General features: G+C 71.7%; 13 protein-coding genes and 2 pseudogenes. 7 read left to right on the forward strand and 8 right to left on the reverse strand.

Annotated features, from left to right (window positions below; all coding sequences use genetic code 11):
* The first annotated feature begins 18 nt into the window (after nucleotides 1–18).
* Both ACF1FZ_RS17850 and ACF1FZ_RS17855 read left to right on the forward strand, forming a co-directional pair.
* A complete protein-coding gene (locus ACF1FZ_RS17850) occupies nucleotides 19–645 on the forward strand; it encodes a nucleoside/nucleotide kinase family protein (protein WP_391774320.1) in 627 nt (208 codons plus the stop codon).
* 94 nt (nucleotides 646–739) lie between these two features.
* Entirely contained in the window at nucleotides 740–1,870 is a 1,131-nt protein-coding gene (locus ACF1FZ_RS17855; protein WP_391774321.1) for a M24 family metallopeptidase, read from the forward strand.
* Nucleotides 1,871–1,966: 96 nt separating this feature from the next.
* Here the strand turns inward: ACF1FZ_RS17855 and ACF1FZ_RS17860 are convergent.
* Nucleotides 1,967–2,629, reverse strand: a pseudogene (locus ACF1FZ_RS17860) (aldo/keto reductase); the annotation flags it as partial.
* Complete coding sequence (gene treZ, locus ACF1FZ_RS17865; RefSeq protein ID WP_391774322.1) at nucleotides 2,605–4,365, reverse strand: malto-oligosyltrehalose trehalohydrolase; 1,761 nt, start codon at nucleotides 4,363–4,365, stop codon at nucleotides 2,605–2,607. The gene treZ and the pseudogene ACF1FZ_RS17860, both read right to left, overlap by 25 nt.
* 203 nt (nucleotides 4,366–4,568) lie before the next feature.
* Here treZ and ACF1FZ_RS17870 point away from each other — a divergent pair, with 203 nt between their 5' ends.
* Nucleotides 4,569–5,984 carry a GH1 family beta-glucosidase gene (locus ACF1FZ_RS17870; RefSeq protein ID WP_391774323.1) on the forward strand — a complete coding sequence of 472 codons (1,416 nt, stop codon included), beginning with the start codon at nucleotides 4,569–4,571 and terminating at the stop codon, nucleotides 5,982–5,984.
* 140 nt (nucleotides 5,985–6,124) lie between these two features.
* On the opposite strand, the gene ACF1FZ_RS17875 is transcribed toward ACF1FZ_RS17870, so the two are convergent.
* Complete coding sequence (locus ACF1FZ_RS17875) at nucleotides 6,125–6,568, reverse strand: VOC family protein (RefSeq protein WP_391774485.1); 444 nt, start codon at nucleotides 6,566–6,568, stop codon at nucleotides 6,125–6,127.
* Between the two features lie 291 nt (nucleotides 6,569–6,859).
* Here ACF1FZ_RS17875 and ACF1FZ_RS17880 point away from each other — a divergent pair, with 291 nt between their 5' ends.
* Nucleotides 6,860–7,426, forward strand: a complete 567-nt coding sequence (locus ACF1FZ_RS17880; RefSeq protein WP_391774324.1) for an FHA domain-containing protein — start codon at nucleotides 6,860–6,862, stop codon at nucleotides 7,424–7,426.
* Nucleotides 7,427–7,561: 135 nt separating this feature from the next.
* On the opposite strand, the gene ACF1FZ_RS17885 is transcribed toward ACF1FZ_RS17880, so the two are convergent.
* The gene (locus tag ACF1FZ_RS17885; RefSeq protein WP_391774325.1) at nucleotides 7,562–9,445 is read right to left on the reverse strand and encodes an RICIN domain-containing protein; all 1,884 of its coding nucleotides are present in this window, start codon (nucleotides 9,443–9,445) and stop codon (nucleotides 7,562–7,564) included.
* A gap of 307 nt (nucleotides 9,446–9,752) precedes the next feature.
* On the opposite strand from ACF1FZ_RS17885, the gene ACF1FZ_RS17890 reads away from it, so the two are divergent.
* Nucleotides 9,753–10,412, forward strand: a complete 660-nt coding sequence (locus ACF1FZ_RS17890) for a TetR/AcrR family transcriptional regulator (protein ID WP_391774326.1) — start codon at nucleotides 9,753–9,755, stop codon at nucleotides 10,410–10,412.
* Nucleotides 10,413–10,498: 86 nt separating this feature from the next.
* Here ACF1FZ_RS17890 and treY read toward each other — a convergent pair whose 3' ends face one another.
* The gene (gene treY / locus ACF1FZ_RS17895) at nucleotides 10,499–12,898 is read right to left on the reverse strand and encodes a malto-oligosyltrehalose synthase (RefSeq protein WP_391774327.1); all 2,400 of its coding nucleotides are present in this window, start codon (nucleotides 12,896–12,898) and stop codon (nucleotides 10,499–10,501) included.
* 98 nt (nucleotides 12,899–12,996) lie between these two features.
* Nucleotides 12,997–15,153, reverse strand: a complete 2,157-nt coding sequence (gene glgX, locus ACF1FZ_RS17900; RefSeq protein ID WP_391774328.1) for a glycogen debranching protein GlgX — start codon at nucleotides 15,151–15,153, stop codon at nucleotides 12,997–12,999.
* Nucleotides 15,154–15,533: 380 nt separating this feature from the next.
* Between glgX and ACF1FZ_RS17905 the strand changes: the two genes are divergently transcribed.
* Nucleotides 15,534–16,766, forward strand: a complete 1,233-nt coding sequence (locus ACF1FZ_RS17905) for an SAV2148 family HEPN domain-containing protein (RefSeq protein WP_391774329.1) — start codon at nucleotides 15,534–15,536, stop codon at nucleotides 16,764–16,766.
* Nucleotides 16,767–16,859: 93 nt separating this feature from the next.
* Nucleotides 16,860–17,618: a 3'-5' exonuclease gene (locus ACF1FZ_RS17910; RefSeq protein WP_391774330.1), complete on the forward strand. Its 759-nt coding sequence runs from the start codon at nucleotides 16,860–16,862 to the stop codon at nucleotides 17,616–17,618.
* 51 nt (nucleotides 17,619–17,669) lie between these two features.
* Here the strand turns inward: ACF1FZ_RS17910 and ACF1FZ_RS17915 are convergent.
* Nucleotides 17,670–18,158, reverse strand: a pseudogene (locus ACF1FZ_RS17915) (DUF4333 domain-containing protein); the annotation flags it as partial.
* Nucleotides 18,155–18,541 (reverse strand): hypothetical protein, encoded by a 387-nt coding sequence (locus ACF1FZ_RS17920; RefSeq protein WP_391774331.1) that lies wholly within the window; start codon nucleotides 18,539–18,541, stop codon nucleotides 18,155–18,157. The gene ACF1FZ_RS17920 and the pseudogene ACF1FZ_RS17915, both read right to left, overlap by 4 nt.
* Nucleotides 18,542–18,556: the final 15 nt, after the last annotated feature.

An 18,556-nucleotide genomic window follows, 5' to 3' on the forward strand; every position in this document is an offset into this window, starting at 1 on the left:
CCGGGGACAATGCCCGTCATGGACTCGAACGACCCCGCCGCGCTGACCGACCGCGCCCGCCGCCTCGCCGCCGGCGGCCGCCGGCGGATCCTGGGCATCGCGGGAGCGCCCGGCGCCGGGAAGTCCACCCTGGCCGCCCGGATCGTCGGGGAGCTCGAGGAACGCGCGGTCCTCGTCCCGATGGACGGCTTCCACCTTGCGGGGGCGGAGCTGGAACGCCTCGGGCGGGCGGACCGCAAGGGTGCCCCCGACACCTTCGACGCGGCCGGCTACGCGGCCCTGCTCCGCCGGCTGCGCCACCCCGAAGGCCTGGACCCGGTGTACGCGCCCGCCTTCGACCGGGCGCTGGAGGAACCGGTCGCCGGGTCCGTGTGCGTCCCCGCGGACGTCCCGCTCGTCGTGACCGAGGGCAACTACCTGCTTCTGGACGAGGGGCCCTGGGCGCCTGTGCGCGGCCTGCTGGACGAGGCGTGGTTCCTGGACGCCGACCCGGGGCTGCGGATGAGCAGACTCGTGGACCGGCACGTGCGCTTCGGCAAGCCCCGCCCGTACGCCGAGCGCTGGGCCGCCGGCTCCGACGAGCGCAACGCCCGGCTGGTCGAGCGGCACCGCGACCGCGCCGACCTCGTCGTACGGCTCGGCTGAGCACGCCCGGCGCGTTCCCGTATCCCGCTCGCGTCCGTCCGCGCCGACGGGCAGGATGCTGAGTGCCGCGTCGCGTCCCGCCAGGAGGTTTCCCATGCCCAGTGACGACCAGCCCGTGCCCTTCACCGCCGACGACTACCGGGCCAGGATGACCCGCGCGGCCGAGTCCGCCGAAGCCGCGGGCCTGGCCGGTGTCCTCGTGGCACCCGGGCCCGACATGGACCACCTCACCGGTTACCGGCCGACGGCGGACACCGAGCGTCTCACCCTGCTCGTCCTCAGGGCCGGCCACGACCCCGTCCTCGTCGTCCCCGCCCTCGAGGCGGCGGACGCCGAGCGCGCGGCGGGCGCCCCCGCGCTCACCCTGCGGGACTGGACCGACGCCGCGAACCCGTACACCCTGACCGCCGGACTGCTGCACACCGAGGGCCGGTTCGGGATCAGCGACAACGCCTGGGCACTGCACCTGCTGGCACTGCACAAGCTTCTCCCCGACACCTCCTACGCCTCGCTCACCGAGGTCCTGCCGATGCTGCGTGCCGTCAAGGACACCGCCGAGCTGGAGAGGCTCGCCGCCGCGGGGGCCGCCGCCGACGCGGCGTACGAGCAGATCCTGAAGGTCCGGTTCTCCGGCCGCCGGGAGAGCGAGGTGGCCGCCGATCTGGCCGCGCTCCTCACCGAACACGGGCATTCGCAGGTCGACTTCACCGTGGTCGGTTCGGGCCCGAACGGCGCGAACCCGCACCACGAGGCGGGCGGCCGCACCATCGAGCAGGGGGACATGGTCGTCCTGGACTTCGGCGGGCTGATGCACGGCTACGGCTCCGACACCTCCCGCACGGTCCACGTAGGCGAACCCACCGCCGAGGAGCGGCGGGTCCACGACGTCGTACGGGAGGCGCAGGAGGCCGGCTGCCGTGCCGTGCGGCCCGGGGTGGCCTGCCAGGAGATCGACCGGGCGGCCCGCGCCGTCATCACCGAATTCGGCTACGGCGAGCGCTTCATCCACCGCACCGGCCACGGCATCGGCGTCACCACCCATGAACCGCCCTACATGATCGAGGGCGAGGAGCAGCCGCTGGTCCCCGGGATGTGTTTCTCCGTCGAGCCGGGCATCTACCTGCCCGGTCGCTTCGGCGTCCGCATCGAGGACATCGTCACGGTCACGGAGAACGGGGGCAGGCGACTGAACACCACCGCGCGTGAACTGGCGATCGTCGAGTAGCACCTGTCCTCGGTCCTGCGGCTCGCGGCCGCGGAACCGGTGCGGCACGTCGTAGGGACGAGGCAGCGGACGCCCGCTCGCCGCGTCGAGGCGAGCCGTCCGCTCCGGAGCCGGCTCCCGGCCGGTGGCGCCGAGACTGCCGGTGGGCTGCCCGGGTGTGCGCGCCCCGGCGATCGGGGCCGTGACACCGGGGCGTCCGAGCAGCCGGCGCGGAGCCACCCGCGCCGGTGTCCGTCCGGTCTCCTCCGCGACCGCGACGACCCGCCACGTCTCCTCGTCGTCCCTCTCCCGCCAGGCTTCACGGCCCGGCTCCTGCTGGTGGGGCTCTCGGATGCCGGGCTCCGCAGCGGTCACGCGCCCCGCCGGTACTTCCCCGTCAGCCCTCTGGAGTGGGCTGACGGGGATGACACCGATGCCCTCCGCCGGGCTCACCGGGACCGGCTCCCCTCCGGTCTCGCGCGCCGGCAGGCCGTGGAGCGGCTGGGGACTGACGTAGGGCTCCCAGCCGTTGCGGTGCGCCAGGTCCTGGGAGCGCCGGAGCTGGGAGGCGGACAGGTTGCTCGCGCCGAGACAGCGCACCTTTCCGGCCCTGACCAGGGTGCCGGGGCGCAGCTCGCTGACGCGCAGCCCCGCACGCCCCGGAAAACGCTGCCTCATGGATCCCCCTCCGCCTGATCCCCGGTAGACGCCGGTGACCACAGGAGCTGAAATGCACACGAACGCAAGGGCGTTGCTCAGTCGTCGGCGAGCACGACACATGATTCCGGCGGCAGGTGCAGCACTCCGCCGGCGCCCGGAGCCACGGCCGGCTCCCACGCGGCCAGTACCCTCCCCCCGCCTGTCCGGTGACGGCCGGCGCCCAGCGGGACGGCGGCGGGCTTCCCGGAGAGGTTGACCGCGATCCGCAGATCGCCCCTGCGGTACGCGATCCAGCGGGCCTCCTCGTCGTACGCCGCCCGCACCGAGGCCAGATCCGGATCGGAGAGGTCCGGAAGCGCGCGGCGCAGGGCGATCAGCTCGCGGTACCAGGCGCGCAGCCGGGCGTGGGGCTCGCGCTCAGGCTCGCCCCAGTCGAGGCAGGAGCGGGCCCGGGTGGCCGGGTCCTGCGGATCGGGAACGTCCCCCTCGGCCCAGCCGTGCGCCGCGAACTCCCGTCGCCTGCCGTCGCGTACGGCGCGGGCGAGATCCGGGTCGGTGTGGTCGGTGAAGAACTGCCACGGGGTGCGGGCCCCCCACTCCTCGCCCATGAAGAGCATCGGGAGGAAGGGCCCGGTGAGCACGAGCGCCGCCGCGCACGCCTGGAGCCCGGGGGAGAGCCCGGCGGCGAGCCGGTCGCCGAGGGCACGGTTGCCGATCTGGTCGTGGGTCTGGGCGTACCCGACGAAACGCTGGGCGGGCGTCCGGGTGACGTCGACGGGGCGGCCGTGCGTCCGCCCCCGGAAGCTGGAGTACGTACCGTTGTGGAAGAACGCTCTGGTCACGGTCTTGGCCAGGGCGGCCAGCGGGGCTGCCGCGAAGTCGGCGTAGTAGCCCTGGGACTCGCCGGTGAGGGCGGTGTGCAGGGCGTGGTGGAAGTCGTCGTTCCACTGGGCGTGCAGACCGATACCGCCCTCCGTGCGCGGAGTGGTCGTACGCGGATCGCAGAGATCGGACTCCGCGATCAGACTGAGCGGACGGCCGAGTTCCGACGCGAGGGTGTCGACGGCGCCGGAGAGCTCCTCCAGGAAGGTGAGCGCGCGACCGTCGGCCAGCGCGTGGACGGCGTCCAGGCGCAGCCCGTCGAGGCGGTAGTCCCGCAGCCAGGCGAGAGCGCTGCCCAGCAGATAGGCGCGCACCTCGTCCGATCCAGGGGCGTCGAGGTTGACCGCCGAGCCCCAGGGGGTGTGGTGCGTGTCCGTGAAGTACGGGCCGAAGACCGGCAGGTAGTTGCCCGAGGGACCCAGGTGGTTGTGGACCACGTCCAGGACGACCGCGAGCCCCAGGCCGTGCGCCGTGTCGACGAAGCGCTTGAGCCCTTCCGGACCGCCGTAGGGCTCGTGCACCGCCCAGAGCGACACTCCTTCGTAGCCCCACCCGTGCGTGCCCGGGAAGGGACAGACGGGCATCAGCTCCACATGGGTGATGCCGAGGTCCACGAGGTGGCCGAGCCGCTCGGCCGCGGCGTCGAAGGTACCCGCCTCCGTGAACGTGCCGATGTGCAGCTCGTACAGGACGGCGTCCGGCAGCCCGCGCCCGGCCCATTCGGCGCGCCAGGCGTACGCGGCGTGGTCGACGACGGCGCTCTCGCCGTGGGGCCCGTCCGGCTGGCGGCGGGAACGCGGATCGGGCAGCACGGGCCCGCCGTCGAGCGCGAAGCCGTAACGGTCACCGTCCGCCGCCTCGGCCTCGGCCGTCCACCAGCCCGCACGCAGCGGGTCGCGCTCCATCGGCCTGCGGCCGCCCGCCGTGCACAGCGCGGCCGAACCGGCCTCAGGGGCCCACACCTCGAACTGCATCCATCACTCCTCGTCCATGAACCGGATGCCCCGCCAGAAGCCCCATGATCAGCGGAATTCGCACGCACCGCCCCGGGACACTGGAGCGAGCCCGTAACTGGCGATTAAGGTCTGGTCCTGATCATTGCCCTACCGGGTTCTGCTCATTCGCGGTGAACCCGGGCAGTAACACGAGGTTCCTCCCACGGCTGCTGGAGGCCGAGATGACCGTGCCGACCTTCCCACCCGGCTTCCTGTGGGGTGCCTCCGCCTCCGCTTTCCAGACGGAGGGAGCCTTCGACACCGACGGCAAAGGGCTCTCGGGGTGGGACGCCTTCGCCGCCCAGCCCGGCCGGATCAAGGACGGCACGGACACCACCCGGGGCACCGGCTTCCACGAGCACTACCGTGAGGACGTCGCCCTGCTCGCCGGACTGGGCGCTGACGCCTTCCGCTTCTCCATCAGCTGGCCCCGCGTCGTCCCCGGCGGCAGCGGCTCGCTCAACCCTGCCGGGCTGGACTTCTACGACCGCCTCGTCGACGAACTCTGCGCCCACGGCATCACCCCGGCCCCGACCCTCTACCACTGGGACACCCCGCTCCCGCTGGACGAGGCGGGCGGCTGGCTCAACCGGGACACCGCCTACCGCTTCGCCGAGTACGCGGGCATCGTCGCCGAACACCTCGCCGACCGGGTGCCCATGTGGATCACCATCAACGAACCCGCCGAGGTGACCATGCTCGGCTACGCCCTCGGTGAGCACGCCCCCGGACGCACGCTCCTCTTCGACGCCCTCCCGGCCGCCCACCACCAGCTGCTCGCCCACGGCCTGGCCGTACGGGCTCTGCGCGCCGCGGGCGCCGGCAACATCGGGATCGCGCTCTCCCACACCCCCGTCTGGACGGCGGGGGACACCGAGGAGGACCGCACGGGCGCAGAGCTCTACGACACCCTGGCCAACTGGCTGTTCGCCGACCCGGTCCTCACCGGCCGCTACCCCGACGACGGATTCGCCGCCCTGATGCCGGGACCGGTCGAGGACGATCTCAGGACCATCTCCACGCCCCTCGACTGGTACGGCGTCAACTACTACAACCCGACCCTCGTCGGTGCCCCCAGGCCGGAAGCGCTCGACTCCTTCTCCGGCTACCCGATGCCCGCCGGGCTTCCCTTCGGCATCAGGGAGATCGAGGGCTACGACACGACCGACTTCGGCTGGCCGGTCGTCCCGCAGGGGCTCGCGGAGACCCTCGGCCGGCTCCGGGACCGGTTCGGCGACCGGCTGCCGCCCGTCTACATCACGGAGAACGGCTGTGCGGTCGACGAACCCGTCGCAGACGGCCGCCGCATCACCTTCCTGGAAGGGCACCTGGAGGCACTGCGCACGGCCATCGACGCGGGCGTCGACGTACGGGGCTACTTCACCTGGTCACTGACCGACAACGTCGAGTGGACCGAGGGCGCGAGCAAGCGGTTCGGTCTGGTCCACATCGACTACGAGACCCTGCGGCGCACCCCCAAGGAGTCCTACGCCTGGTACCGCGACGTCATCCGCGCGCAGCGCACGGGCGGCACGCACGAAACGGCACTCACCCCAGGTGAACGCGCTCCTGGGGGACGCGGTGGCCGGCCCGTGTGAGCCCCGGCACCGGCCGGCGGCGAACGCGGCGGCCACCGGGAGGGATTCGGCGGGACACGACGAGCGCGCGGTCCGTCACGAGGCAACCGTGCTCGTCGCTGCCGTCGACGAGTGGCTGGGACCAGCACATGCGGTGGGCTCTACGGATTGGACCAGGCGCGGGTGGACAGCACCAGCGGATACCCGTCCGTGTCCTGGAGAGTCACACCCCAGGGGTCCCCGTACGGATTACGAGCAGACACCCGCTTCCTCTCCTGCCTTCCGAGCCGTTCCACCAGAGAGCCGGGCAGCGGCTCGCCGGGGCAGACCACCAGCAGGTCCTCCGGGGTGGGCCGCGGATCCACGGGGACAGCGGGATCGTGGACGAGTTCCAGATGCCAGGTGGCATCGGGCCGGCCGACCATGAGAAGCGAGTGCCGGCCAGGAGTACCGTCCGCCTCCTGCCGGTACAGGACCTCGAGACCGAGCCCCGAGACCCAGAAGCGCTCCGCCGCCCGGAGGTCACGCGACGGACGGGCGGTGCGGGCCCGCGGCGGGCATGACGGGTGGCACAGACTCCAGGGAGCAGGCGCTCTCGTGCCCATCGGGCGCTGGGCCCAGGTCTGCCGCGAGGTCGCAGCGATCACTGAAGGCTTCCGGCGCGTGGGGCACCGACAGCACGGCGTCCGCGGCGCCCTCCCCGCCGGTCCACGGCTGGTCCGGATCACGATCGAAGGCGCGCTCGAAGGGGGCGTGACGCGGGCACCGGGCAACGCGCGAGGGCGACGACGTCCCGGTGGCAGGGGAGGGCACCTGCTCACAGCCGCCCTGATCAGGGCGGCCGGAAACGGGCACCGTCTGGACACCTCGGGCCTGTCGGCCCGACAATCGGTGCTGTGACGTCCTCCTTCGAGTCCTACACGTACCCCGCGCGGCTGTCGGACGCCCAGCGCGACCGTGTGCTCGGTGTGCTCAGAGACGGTGCCGCGCAGGGAAAGCTCTCCCACGACACCTTCCTGCGACGTATGGAACTGGCCCTGACAGCCCGGCGCCCCGAAGAACTCGCGGCGCTCACCTCCGATCTGGACTCCGGCGGGCGCTGGTCCCGCGGCCTGTTCCGCGCGGTGGAGGAAGTATCCGCCTTTCCGGCCCGGGTGCGCAGGGCGTGGCAGTCCGAGCGGCTGCCCAAACTCCTGCTGCCGGTGCCGGGGCCGCACCCGCTGCGCATCGGCCGCGACCCGGGCAACGGGCTCAGGCTCAGCCACGAGACGGTGTCGCGGACGCACGCCGAACTGACCGCGCACGGGAGCCGATGGGTTCTGCGTGACCTCGGTTCGACGAACGGCACGTGCGTGAACGGCCAGCGGGTCGTCGGCTCGGTCGTGGTGCGTGACGGCGACCAGGTGAGCTTCGGCCGGATGGCCTTCCGGCTCACGGCGTCGCTGCCGGTGCCCCCGGTCTGAGAGAGGCCGCCTCCCGCCCGGCCGGGCGGGGAGACGGCGTCGTTCTCCTGACAGGCCCGTCACGGCGGGCCGTGGGCGCCTCCCCCGGACGGGCACCTCTTCAGGGGCGAGGCCGCCGGCCGCCGCGCCTGTGCGTCACCCGGTCAGGGTGAACGCCTGGGCGGGGGACCCGTCGCACGGCCGCTGCGAGAGCTTGGCACCGTCGGCCGTGGAAGATCCCTCCACCGTCAGGCACTTGCCGCTGTGGCGGGCGGTGAAGCGGTACTGTCCGCCGGTGCCGGCGGCCTGGGGCTTCCACTGCTGGTTGCTTCCGCCCGCGTAGGTCCACAGGTGCACCCGGACGCCGTCACCGGTCGCACCGGGGCCGCCGTCGACGTCCCAGGCCTTGGCGTTGTGCCGGTTGACGACCTGGTAGTCGCCGTCGCCGGTGGGGCGGAACTGCCAGCTCTGGTTGGCGCCGGTGCCACAGGCCCACTGCTGGAGCGCGGTGCCGTCGGCGGTGCCCCAGTCGGCGGCGTCCAGGCAGGCCCCGCTGTTGCTGTTCCTGACCTGGTACCAGGTGTTCGGGTCGATCGGGCCGGCGGGCGGTGTGGTGGTGCCGTCCCAGACGAAGGTGGCGACCGCGCCGGCGGGCAGGGTGTAGACGAGGGACCTGCCGTTGTCGGTCAGTGAGAACCGCTGGGCACCGGCAGCGGTGTTGACCACGTAGGCGGCCCTGCTGCCGTCGGGGTTCTGGAAGGCGACGTTCTGCACACCGCCACTGCCCTGGCTGGTGGAACCGATGCGGTCGGCACCGGCCTCGATGAACTTGGTGACGTGGCCGAGGACGTAGTACTCGGCGTTGCGGCTGACGTCACCGTTCGCGATGTCGACGACGCCGTTGCAGCGGGTGCCGCAACCTCCCTGGTGAGGACCGCCGTTCCGGTCGAGAGCGAGGTTCCAGTTGATGACGGTCTCGCCGCCGTGGCGCATGTTCTGCACGACGAGGTTCTCGGCGTGCCACCGCAGTGTGTCGGCGAAGGTCGTGGCCGGGTTCGCGCTGTCGGTCCCCGAGCACTCGGTGAAGAAGACGCGTTCGCCCGCGTCGACGACCTGTTGCTGGGCCGAGGGAGTCCCGCCGTAGCAATGGAAGGCCGCACCGATCACCCGGTTGATGCCCCGGGTCCCGTCGAAGACCTCGACCGGGTAGTTCGGGTGGTCCCAGTTGTGGTCGTAGGCCAGCAGGTTGGTGGGGAGGCCCGCGGCCGTGAGGGTGCGGTCGAGGACCTTGAAGAAGGCCGCCTGCTCGCCCGAGGTCATGGTCATCGAGGGATAGCCGGCGGCGAACTCCGGTTCGTTCTGCACGGTCAGATCGGTCAGGCCGATCCCTTCCTGCCCGTACGCCCGGATGGCCTTGACCAGGTAGTCGGCGTAGTCCTGGTAGCTCCCGGTCTTCAGGCTGCCGCCGATGAGCGAGTTGTTGGTCTTCATCCAGGCGGGCGGGGACCAGGGGGACCCCATGAAGCGGATGGCGGGATTGATGCCGGCGGCCTGCTTCAGGACCGGGATGATCTCGCTCTTGTCGCGGGCGACGGAGAAGGCGCCGCGGGTGTCCTCGTAACTGTGGAAACCGGCGGTGGCGTTGAAGTCGGAGTCTCCCAGCGGCTGACGCAGGTAGTTGAGCCCGATGCCGTCACTGGTGGAGAACAGCGATCTCATCAGCTCGTCACGCTTGTCCTGCGGAAGGCTCCGGATGAGGTGCGCGGAGGCTCCGGTCACCGAGGCGCCCGCACCGGTGAACTTCTGGCCCTTGCTGCTGCTGTCGATACGTATGTCGACGGGCTGGGGCGTGGCCGTGAAGGGGATGGGGCCCTCGGCGGCCAGTTTCCTGCTGCCGTCCGGCGTGGTGATCCATACCCGGGCCGTGGGATCGGCGGCCTGGGCGGCGCCCGGGCCGGACAGACCGAGGCAGGTGGCGGCCAGGGCCAGGGCGGCGCCCGCGGCTCCCGCCCGCCGGCGGGCGGGACTGACTGGTGACATGGTGCGGCTCCTTCGGTTCGTACCTGTACGGGTGGTTCGCCGGCCCGCGCCTCGCCGTGGTGTTCGGCGAGGCGCGGGCCGGCGGCTTACCTGAAGGGGTGGTGCGCACGGGGCCGGTGGCCCATCGGTCCCACTTCGGGCCGACGATCGCGTTACCGGTGGTCAAGCGCCGCTCGATGAGGGGGAGTTCAGGGACGTCGATATGAAAACACACTCACTGAGTGGTTAGTAAGTGATGTGAGTCACTTATTCGGCGGCGTGCGGTGAGACCACCGGTCGAGAGGACGCGCGGGATTAGGCTGCGCGGGTGAGCAACCCTTCAGCGGGCACACCCGCCCACAAGGCCCGTCCCCGCACCCCGCGCAGCGCGGAGGCCAAGCAGCGGCAGCAGCGCATCCTGCACATCGCGATGGACACCTTCGGTGCCCGCGGTTACAACAACGCCTCACTCGCCGAGATCGCGGAACAGGCCGGTCTGACCCAGGCGGGCGTCCTGCACTACTTCCGCTCCAAGGCCCTCCTGCTCACCAGCGTCCTGGAGCTGCGCGACCAGGCGGACATCGAACAGCTGGGGGCCGACCGGCCCCAGGGCCTCCACTTTCTGCGCCACCTGGTGGACACCGCGCTCCGTAACGCCGAACGGGAGGGCATCGTCCGGCTGTACGCCGTGCTGTCCGCGGAGTCGGTCACGGACAACCACCCCGCCCAGGCCTACTTCCGTGACCGCTACAGCGGACTGCGCGCATTCGTCGCCGACGCCCTGCGCGAGGCCTGCGACCTTCCCGCCGGCCGTGGGGACCGGGCCGAGACCGCGGCCGACGCCATCATCGCGGTCATGGACGGACTCCAGGTGCAGTGGCTCCTCTCACCCGGAACCGTGGACATGGCGGCCTCGACCGACCTCGTGGTCAACTCGCTGCTGGCGACCCTCGCGCCCCGGAAGTTCGGACCCGCCGCGGAACGCTGACCGCTTCCCGTGGCGCAGGCCGCCCCTTCCTACGCCCGACTCCCTCCACGAACCGGCACGGGCGGGGCCAAGACCGGTGCGGCCCCTCACCCGCGACCGGAAACCGCTCGCGCCCGCGACAGAAGCGCCACCGGCCGATCGGCGAAGAGCCGCGCCACACCGACCGTGGGTCCCGTGAACTCCCTTCCGGGCGACAGGAGATCGGTCCACGGGCCCTCGTCGGGCAGCGTCAGCTCCGTATCGCGCCAGCCACCCTCCTCGTCCAGTCGCAGCGCCAGCCGGGTCACCGCCGTGACCACCTCGCCGGACCGGCAGAACGCCAGGCAGTGGGAGGCCGCAGGACCCTGCGCGGCCAGCGGGGCGTAGGTGCCCGACTCGCCGAAGAGCTCCGGGCGATCCCGGCGCAGGCGCAGCGCGGCCGTGGTCAGCACGGCCTTCTCGCCGACGCCTCCGGCGGGCCGCGTGAAGGGCCGCCGGTTGTCCGGGTCGACCAGCGCGATGTACTCCCGCTCCGTGCCCTGGTACAGGTCGGGGACCCCGGGCATCGTCAGATGCACCAGCGCGGCACCCAGCACATTGGCCCGCACGAAGGGGGCGAGCGTCTCCGCGAACTTGGTCAGCATCGACCGTGCCTCGCCCGCGTCGCTGCCCGGGCCGGCCGCCACGAAGTCGGCCACGGCCCGCTCGTACGCCGGATCAGGCTCGGTCCAGCTGGTGAACAGGCCCGCCTCGCGCACGGCCTTCAGCAGCGCGGGCTCCAGCCGGCCCGCCGCCTCCCCGGCGGGCAGCCCCGTGCAGCCGTACGCCGACTGCCACGCCTGCCAGGCCAGCTGCGGATCCGGGGCCGGCACGGACGTCGCCCGGGACAGCCGCGCCACCAGTGAGGACCACCGTCCGGGGCACTGGGACAGGACCGCGATCCGGGCCCGCACGTCCCCGCTGCGCTTGGTGTCATGGGTGGTGAGCACCGTGCCGGTCGCCGGCCAGTCCCTCGCGAGGCGGGCGCAGAAGGCGTGGAACTCCTCCGGGCTCACCGCCGGCTGCCCCGGATCACCGCCCACCTCGGTCGCCGAGACCAGCGGGACGTAACGGTAGAACGCCGTGTCCTCCACGGACTTGGCGTGCAGCGCGGACGCGGTCTGCGCGAACCGGGCGCAGAACGCCGCGTGCTCCGGTCCGTCCCCGAGCCGGCCCAGCGCGAGGTCGCGCACCACATCGACGGCCTCCGCCTCCTGCGGGACCGGGAAGACCGCCTTGGCGTCCCGCACCGCCCCGGCGGGGAGCGCCGCCTCGGCGATCCCGGTGAGCGGGCCGCCCGCCGTCACGTACGGCCGGTACACGGGCACCCGCACCAGCAGCTCGCGCACCGCCGTGTGGAGGGCCCACGGCGCGTGGTCGTGCAGCGCGGGATCCCCGGCACACGCCTCGACGGCGAGGCGGGTCAGCCATTCCGTCTCGGCGGCCAGCTCATGGGTGACCACGCGGTACGCCGCGCGGCGGACGGTCGCTGTCCAGTAGCCGCCGCGGTCCCCGGGAGGGCCTGCGAAGTCCCGGTAGCGGCCGAGCAGATCCGCCGCACCCATCGGGTCGGTGAACACGCCGTCGATCCGGTGCAGCGCGTCGTATCCGGTCGTCCCCGCGACCGCCCAGCCGGCCGGCAGCGCCTCGGGACCGGTGAGGATCTTCTCCACCACCGTCCACCGCCCGCCCGTGGCTTCACCGAGCCGCCCGAGATACGCGGCGGGATCGGCCAGCCCGTCCGGGTGGTCGATGCGCAGCCCGTCGACGACTCCGTCGCGGACCAGTTCGAGGATCTTGCCGTGGGTGGCGTCGAACACCTCGGGGTGCTCCACCCGGACACCGATCAGATCGGAGATGGTGAAGAACCGCCGGTAGTTCAGCTCGGTCCTGGCCAGCCGCCACCAGGCGAGCCGGTAGTGCTGGGCGGCCAGCAGCTCGGGCAGCGCGAGGCCCTCCGTACCCGCGCGCAGGGGGAACTCCAGGTCGCCGTAGCGCAGCACGGGCGTGCCGTCGTCCCTGGTGCCCGGCTCCAGGCCGCCGCTCTCCTCGCCGACGCGTCCCGCCAGCACGGGCAGCAGCACCTTCCCGCCGCCGGCCGCCCAGTCGATGTCGAACCAGCGGGCGTACGGGGACCCGGGGCCCTCACGCAGGACCTCCCACAGCGGCACATTGTGCCGGGGCACGGCGGCCATGTGGTTCGGCACGATGTCCAGGATCAGCCCGAGGCCGTGGGCGCGTGCCGTGGCGGCCAGCTCCCGCAAGCCTTCCTCGCCCCCGAACTCGGCCCGCACCCTGCTGTGGTCGACGACGTCGTAACCGTGTCCGGAACCGGGCACGGCCTCCAGGACGGGGGACAGGTGCAGGTGGGAGACGCCGAGCTCGGCGAGATACGGCACGGCGTCCGCAGCGGCGGCGAACGGGAAATCCGGTTGGAGCTGCAGCCTGTACGTGGCAGTGGGCGTCATGAATGCGTACGTACCCAGCCGGGCGCCTCTCTCCCACCTTCCCGGCCACCCGGCACCGGCCCGGCGGCGGCCCGGCCGGTGCCCCTCACCTCATCGGCCTACGCCGGACGCTTGAGCACGGTCAGACTGCGCCCGACCAGCGTCACCCGCTCGCCCGCGGACACCTTGGGCCCCGCACCGGGCGGCACCCCGTCCGGAACGGCGGTGTCCACGACGACCTGCCACCGCTTGCCGTGGTTCATCGGGACGGTGAATTCCAGGCTCTCCGCGGCCGCGTTGAACATGAGCAGGAACGAGTCGTCGGTGATCCGCTCACCGCGCGGGCCCGGCTCGGAGATCGCACGACCGTTCAGGAAGACCGTCATGGCCTTGGCGTGAGCGGCCTGCCAGTCCCGCTGGGTCATCTCCTCCCCCCGGGGAGTGAACCACGCGATGTCGGACAGCTCGTCGTGCGTGCCCTCCACCGGTCGGCCGTGGAAGAAACGCCTGCGCCGGAAGACCGGATGGTCGCGGCGCAGCCAGACCATCGCCCGGGTGAACTCCAGCAGACTCGTGTCGGTGCCGCCCGCGTCCTCCTCGCCGTCCCCGGCGTGCGACGCGGCGGCCGGATCGGGCCAGTGGACCCAGGAGAGCTCGTTGTCCTGGCAGTAACCGTTGTTGTTGCCCCGCTGCGTCCGCGCGAACTCGTCGCCGTGGCTCAGCATGGGCACGCCCTGGGAGAGCATCAACGTGGCGACGAAGTTGCGCATCTGGCGGCTGCGCAGCTCCAGGACCTCCTTGTCCTCGGTCTCTCCCTCCACCCCGCAGTTCCATGAACGGTTGTGGCTCTCGCCGTCCCGGTTGCCCTCGCCGTTGGCATCGTTGCGCTTCTCGTTGTACGAGACGAGGTCGTGCAGGGTGAAACCGTCGTGGCAGGTGGTGAAGTTGATCGAGGCCAGCGGGCGTCTGCCGTCGTCCTGGTAGAGGTCCGAGGAGCCCGTCAGGCGCCCCGCGAACTCCGCGAGGGTCCGGGGCTCGCCCCGCCACAGGTCCCGCACCGTGTCCCGGTACTTGCCGTTCCACTCGGTCCACAGCGGCGGGAAATTACCCACCTGGTATCCGCCCTCGCCCACGTCCCAGGGTTCGGCGATCAGTTTGACCTGGCTGACCACCGGGTCCTGCTGCACGAGGTCGAAGAAGGAGGACAGCCGGTCCACCTCGTGGAACTGGCGCGCGAGCGTCGCCGCCAGGTCGAAGCGGAAACCGTCCACGTGCATCTCGGTCACCCAGTACCGAAGCGAGTCCATGATCAGCTGCAGGACGTGCGGCGACCGCATCAGCAGGGAGTTCCCGGTGCCGGTGGTGTCCATGTAGTACTTCTGGTCGTCGGCCAGGCGGTAGTAGGAGGCGTTGTCGAGACCCCGGAACGAGAGGGTCGGACCGAGGTGGTTCCCCTCGGCGGTGTGGTTGTAGACGACGTCGAGGATCACCTCGATGCCGGCCTGGTGCAGCGCCTTCACCGCCTGCTTGAACTCCAGCACCTGTTCGCCGCGGTCACCCCAGGAGGCGTACGCGTTGTGCGGGGCGAAGAAACCGATGGTGTTGTAACCCCAGTAGTTGGCCAGGCCGGCGTCGGCGAGACGGTGGTCCTGGACGAACTGGTGCACCGGCATCAGCTCGATCGCGGTGACACCCAGCTCCGTCAGATGGGCGATGATCTCGGGATGCGCGAGACCCGCGTAGGTGCCGCGCAGCTCCTCGGGCAGGCCCGGGTGGAGCATCGTCAGGCCCTTCACGTGGGCCTCGTAGATCACCGTGCGGTGGTAGTCCGTGCGCGGGCGGCGGTCGTCGCCCCAGTCGAAGTAGGGGTTGACCACGACCGAGCTCATGGTGTGCGGCGCCGAGTCGAGGTCGTTGCGCTCGTCCGGCTTGCCGAACGGATAGCCGTACACCGCCTCGCCCCACTGGATCTGCCCCGAGATCGCACGGGCGTACGGATCGAGGAGCAGCTTCGCCGAATTGCAGCGCTTCCCGCGTTGCGGCTCGTAGGGCCCGTGCACCCGGAAGCCGTAGCGCTGCCCCGGCATCACGCCGGGCAGATAGGCGTGACGGACGAAGGCGTCGGTCTCACGGAGCTCCACCGCCGTTTCCGAACCGTCGTCGTGCAGCAGGCACAACTCGATTCGGTCGGCGGCCTCCGAGAAGACCGCGAAGTTGGTTCCGGCGCCGTCGTAGGTGGCGCCGAGGGGATACGCGTGTCCCGGCCAGACCTGCATAGATAGGATTCTTCCACTTCTGATCCGGGTTCAGGGGTTTTCGACCCGATACTCCCCGAAAGGCGGTCCTGTACCTAGTACGTCGGCCGGTGCGGCCGGGTGCCGTCGTGCGATCCCGCCGGACCGGTCAACCTGCGACACCGGGGTGTCGCCCGGACGGGGGGCCCGGGCCGCCGGGCAGCTCCTCCGTCCGGTGCGACCCTTGCCAGGGGGTGCGCAATCGCTATGAACCATCTCACTCCATCTGATCTCACCGCAAGGAACGGGCCCGCCACATCGGGGAGTTGAGTGAGGAGCCTGTGCATCCGGCTGCACCGGCTCCCACTGCCGGAGTACCCTTCCTTGATCGTTGGTGGGGGGGACTGGAAGGCGGTACACGGGTGAGCTCGGGAGGGTTCGAGCTGCCCCCAGGTGACGCAGGTCACGAGGGGGAATCGACCGATGCCCCGCCAGGGGCTGTCTCCCTCGCACAGCCCATGGAGATCGGCGCTGCGCTGGACTGGGGAGCGGACTCCTGGAACGAGGTGCGCACACGGGCCCAGCGGGCGGGGCGTGCGTACATCTGGCTGAATCTGGTGGAACAGAGGCTGCGAGCCGTGGTCTCCGCCGTGGTCCGGCCCATCTACGAGCCGGTGCACGGCGAGGACTGGGTGGTGGCCGCCGCCGGACCCGCGGGGCAGGAGTGGGTGCAGCGCGCCGTCGCGGTCCGGGAGGTCTCGCGTCGCAAGGGCTACCTGCTCGACCCGGCGGACGACAACGTCCTGAGCTTCCTGACGCTGCCGCAGCTGCGTGAGCTGATGGTCCAGCACTGGCCGTGTTTCGAGCCGTACTTCGACGACCGCCGCGAGGTGGAGCTCGCCCTGGACGAGCTGGAGGTGGCGCGCAACGTCGTCTCCCGTAACCGTGCGCTGAACGAGGCGGTCCTGGCGCAGGCCGAGCGGGCCTCCGCGCGGCTCCTGGAGATCCTCGGCAGCGGGGCCGCGGTCCCGTCGGCCGACCGGCTGCCCGTGGACGCGGTGGAGGAGCTGGTCGGTGACCGCTATGCCGACGTGGTCTCCGTCCACCCGGACCGGGTCCGGCTGCAGCGGCAGCTGCCCGCCGAGGACCTGTTCGGCGGGGCGCGCCGGCTGGACGCGATCGGCATCGGGCTCAACCTCCTCACGCAGAACTTCTCGGGGCGCCGGCTCGTCCGCCTCGCGGAGTCCGGATGCCGGGTCCGGCTGCTGTTCATCAACCCGGCGAGCAGCGCGGTGAAACGCCGGGAGCGGGAACTGGGCCTCAAGAAGGGTGAACTGAGCCGCTCCGTGGAGATGAACATCCTCCACATGCGCCGGGTCCGCTCCAAGCTCCGCGACCCGGGCGCCTTCCAGATCCACGTCTTCGACGAGACTCCGCGCTTCACGGCCTACCTGGTGGACGGCGACGGCCCCGGCGCGGTCGGTGTCGTCCAGCCGTATCTGCGGCGCGCACGCGGTATGGAGGCGCCCGTGCTGGTGCTGCGCGGCGGAGGGCGTGCGGTCGTCAGGGCGGGGCAGGACAGTGAGCACGGCCTCTTCGAGACGTACCGGGAGGAGTTCGAGTCGGTCTGGACGGATTCCCGGCCCGTCTCCTGACATCTCTTCCGGCGTTGGTGCCCCTGTTGCTGTCAGTGGTGCGTGCGAAGGTGGTCAGCACCTGGGGGAAAGCACCACAGAAGGAGGTACGGGATGAGCTGGATCAGCGGGCCGCTGCTGGCGTTCGACCTGGAGACCACGGGAACGGACGTCGAGACCGACCGGATCGTGACGGCGGCGGTCGTCCGGCTGGAAGCGGACGGATCCGTGTCGCGGGAGCGGACCTGGCTGCTGGATCCCGGCGTGGCCATACCCGAGCAGGCCTCGGCGATCCACGGCATCTCGACGGAGCGTGCCCGCGAGCACGGGGCGCCGGCCGCGGCCGCGATCGAGGAGATCACACGTGCCGTCGCCGACGGGCTGCGCTCAGGGACGCCGCTGGTGGTGATGAACGCACGCTACGACCTGTCCCTGCTGGACCGTGAATGCCTGCGGTACGCGGTGGAGTCGGTCAGCGAGCGACTGGGGGGCACTCCTTCGCCCGTCATCGACCCACTGGTGATCGACAAGCACGTCGACAGGTACCGGAAGGGGAAGCGGGCCCTCCACGCGCTGTGTGCCCACTACGGGGTGCCGCTCGACGACGCGCACGATGCCAGGGCCGATGCCGTCGCCGCTGCCCGCGTGGTGCGACGCATGGGGGAGAGGCACCAGCAGGTCGCAGTGATGCCGCTGGAGGACCTGCACAGCCTTCAGACGGACGCGGCAGCCGAGCAGTCGCTCTCCCTGCAGGCCTATCTGCGGCGCACCGCGGATCCGGCGGCCGTCGTCGAACCGGCCTGGCCGCTCATTCCCCGGAGGCGGCGGCCGGCGGAGGAAGGCGGCCCGGGGGTGTCGGTTCGGAGCCGGTGAAGCCGTCTCGTCGGTCTTGATGGCGAAGCTGATCTGCTTTCCTTCGACCGAGGTGATCTCGACCACCACGCCCAGAGTGCTGCCGTCGCCCGCTGTGAGCTTGCAACGGGTGGTGGTGCCGGCCTTCCCGGCGAGGTCTTCGGGGCGGGTGAGGTCCGGTTTCGGCTGGCCCGTCGTGCCGGCGAGCTTCTCGGAGACGGTGGTGGCCGGCTTGTCCGCGGACAGCTTCGGCTCGGACGTATTGACGTCGGCCGGCGTGGAGCAGCCCACGAGCAGCACACCGGCGGCCACGGCCGAGAGGCCCCACTTCGCTGCGGCCACGCGGACTGTGGTCCTGAGGGCCCCGTTTCGGATGATCAAGACAGACGGCGGAAGGACACGCGGCACCACGAAACGGCCCCGTCGGCCCTCACGGCTTGCCGAAGACCGCTCCGCGCCAGGTCCAGCCCGACTCGGGGGCGGTGCTCCGCGGGGGGCCGGCCGGTCGCACACTGCCGAAACCGAAGGTCTCCGCCGCTTCGAGGCGGCCGTCCTCCTCACGCGCGGAGCGTCCAGCGCCGGGAGACCGCCCTGCCCGAGCCGCGCGAGTGCTCCGCCGAAGCCGGGAGCCGCGGGGGATTCCCGGCCCGCGTGACCTCCCCCTGCTCCTCGGCGGCACGTACCTGGGGGCTCTCCTCGACCAGGCGCATCCGGATCCGGGGGGCGTGCGTCAGCTGGGATCCGATGAAGAAGGTCTGCCGGGCCGGCTCGGCGATCCGCCACTCCGCCGCCAGACCGGCATCATGCGCCGTGTCGTCGCGGATGACGTAGGGGACGTCCGGCTGGTTGAGGCTGAACAGGGAAGTCCGCAGCCCCCCGGCTGCGCGTGGCGTGATCCCGCCCTCGGGGTGCCTGGTTCCGGTGATCTTGCCGAAGAGCCCCATGAAGCAACGATCCGT

The sequence above is a fragment of the Streptomyces sp. NPDC014623 genome, from assembly GCF_043088245.1.
Lineage (GTDB): Bacteria > Actinomycetota > Actinomycetes > Streptomycetales > Streptomycetaceae > Streptomyces.

Coding starts and splice junctions, on each gene's coding strand:
- ACF1FZ_RS17870 (WP_391774323.1), top strand. CDS start 4,569: ATGACCGTGCCGACCTTCCCACCCGGCTTCCTGTGGGGTGCCTCCGCC.
- ACF1FZ_RS17875 (WP_391774485.1), bottom strand. CDS start 6,568: ATGGGCACGAGAGCGCCTGCTCCCTGGAGTCTGTGCCACCCGTCATGC.
- ACF1FZ_RS17920 (WP_391774331.1), bottom strand. CDS start 18,541: ATGGGGCTCTTCGGCAAGATCACCGGAACCAGGCACCCCGAGGGCGGG.
- ACF1FZ_RS17850 (WP_391774320.1), top strand. CDS start 19: ATGGACTCGAACGACCCCGCCGCGCTGACCGACCGCGCCCGCCGCCTC.
- ACF1FZ_RS17885 (WP_391774325.1), bottom strand. CDS start 9,445: ATGTCACCAGTCAGTCCCGCCCGCCGGCGGGCGGGAGCCGCGGGCGCC.
- glgX (WP_391774328.1), bottom strand. CDS start 15,153: ATGCAGGTCTGGCCGGGACACGCGTATCCCCTCGGCGCCACCTACGAC.
- treZ (WP_391774322.1), bottom strand. CDS start 4,365: ATGCAGTTCGAGGTGTGGGCCCCTGAGGCCGGTTCGGCCGCGCTGTGC.
- ACF1FZ_RS17910 (WP_391774330.1), top strand. CDS start 16,860: ATGAGCTGGATCAGCGGGCCGCTGCTGGCGTTCGACCTGGAGACCACG.
- treY (WP_391774327.1), bottom strand. CDS start 12,898: ATGACGCCCACTGCCACGTACAGGCTGCAGCTCCAACCGGATTTCCCG.
- ACF1FZ_RS17855 (WP_391774321.1), top strand. CDS start 740: ATGCCCAGTGACGACCAGCCCGTGCCCTTCACCGCCGACGACTACCGG.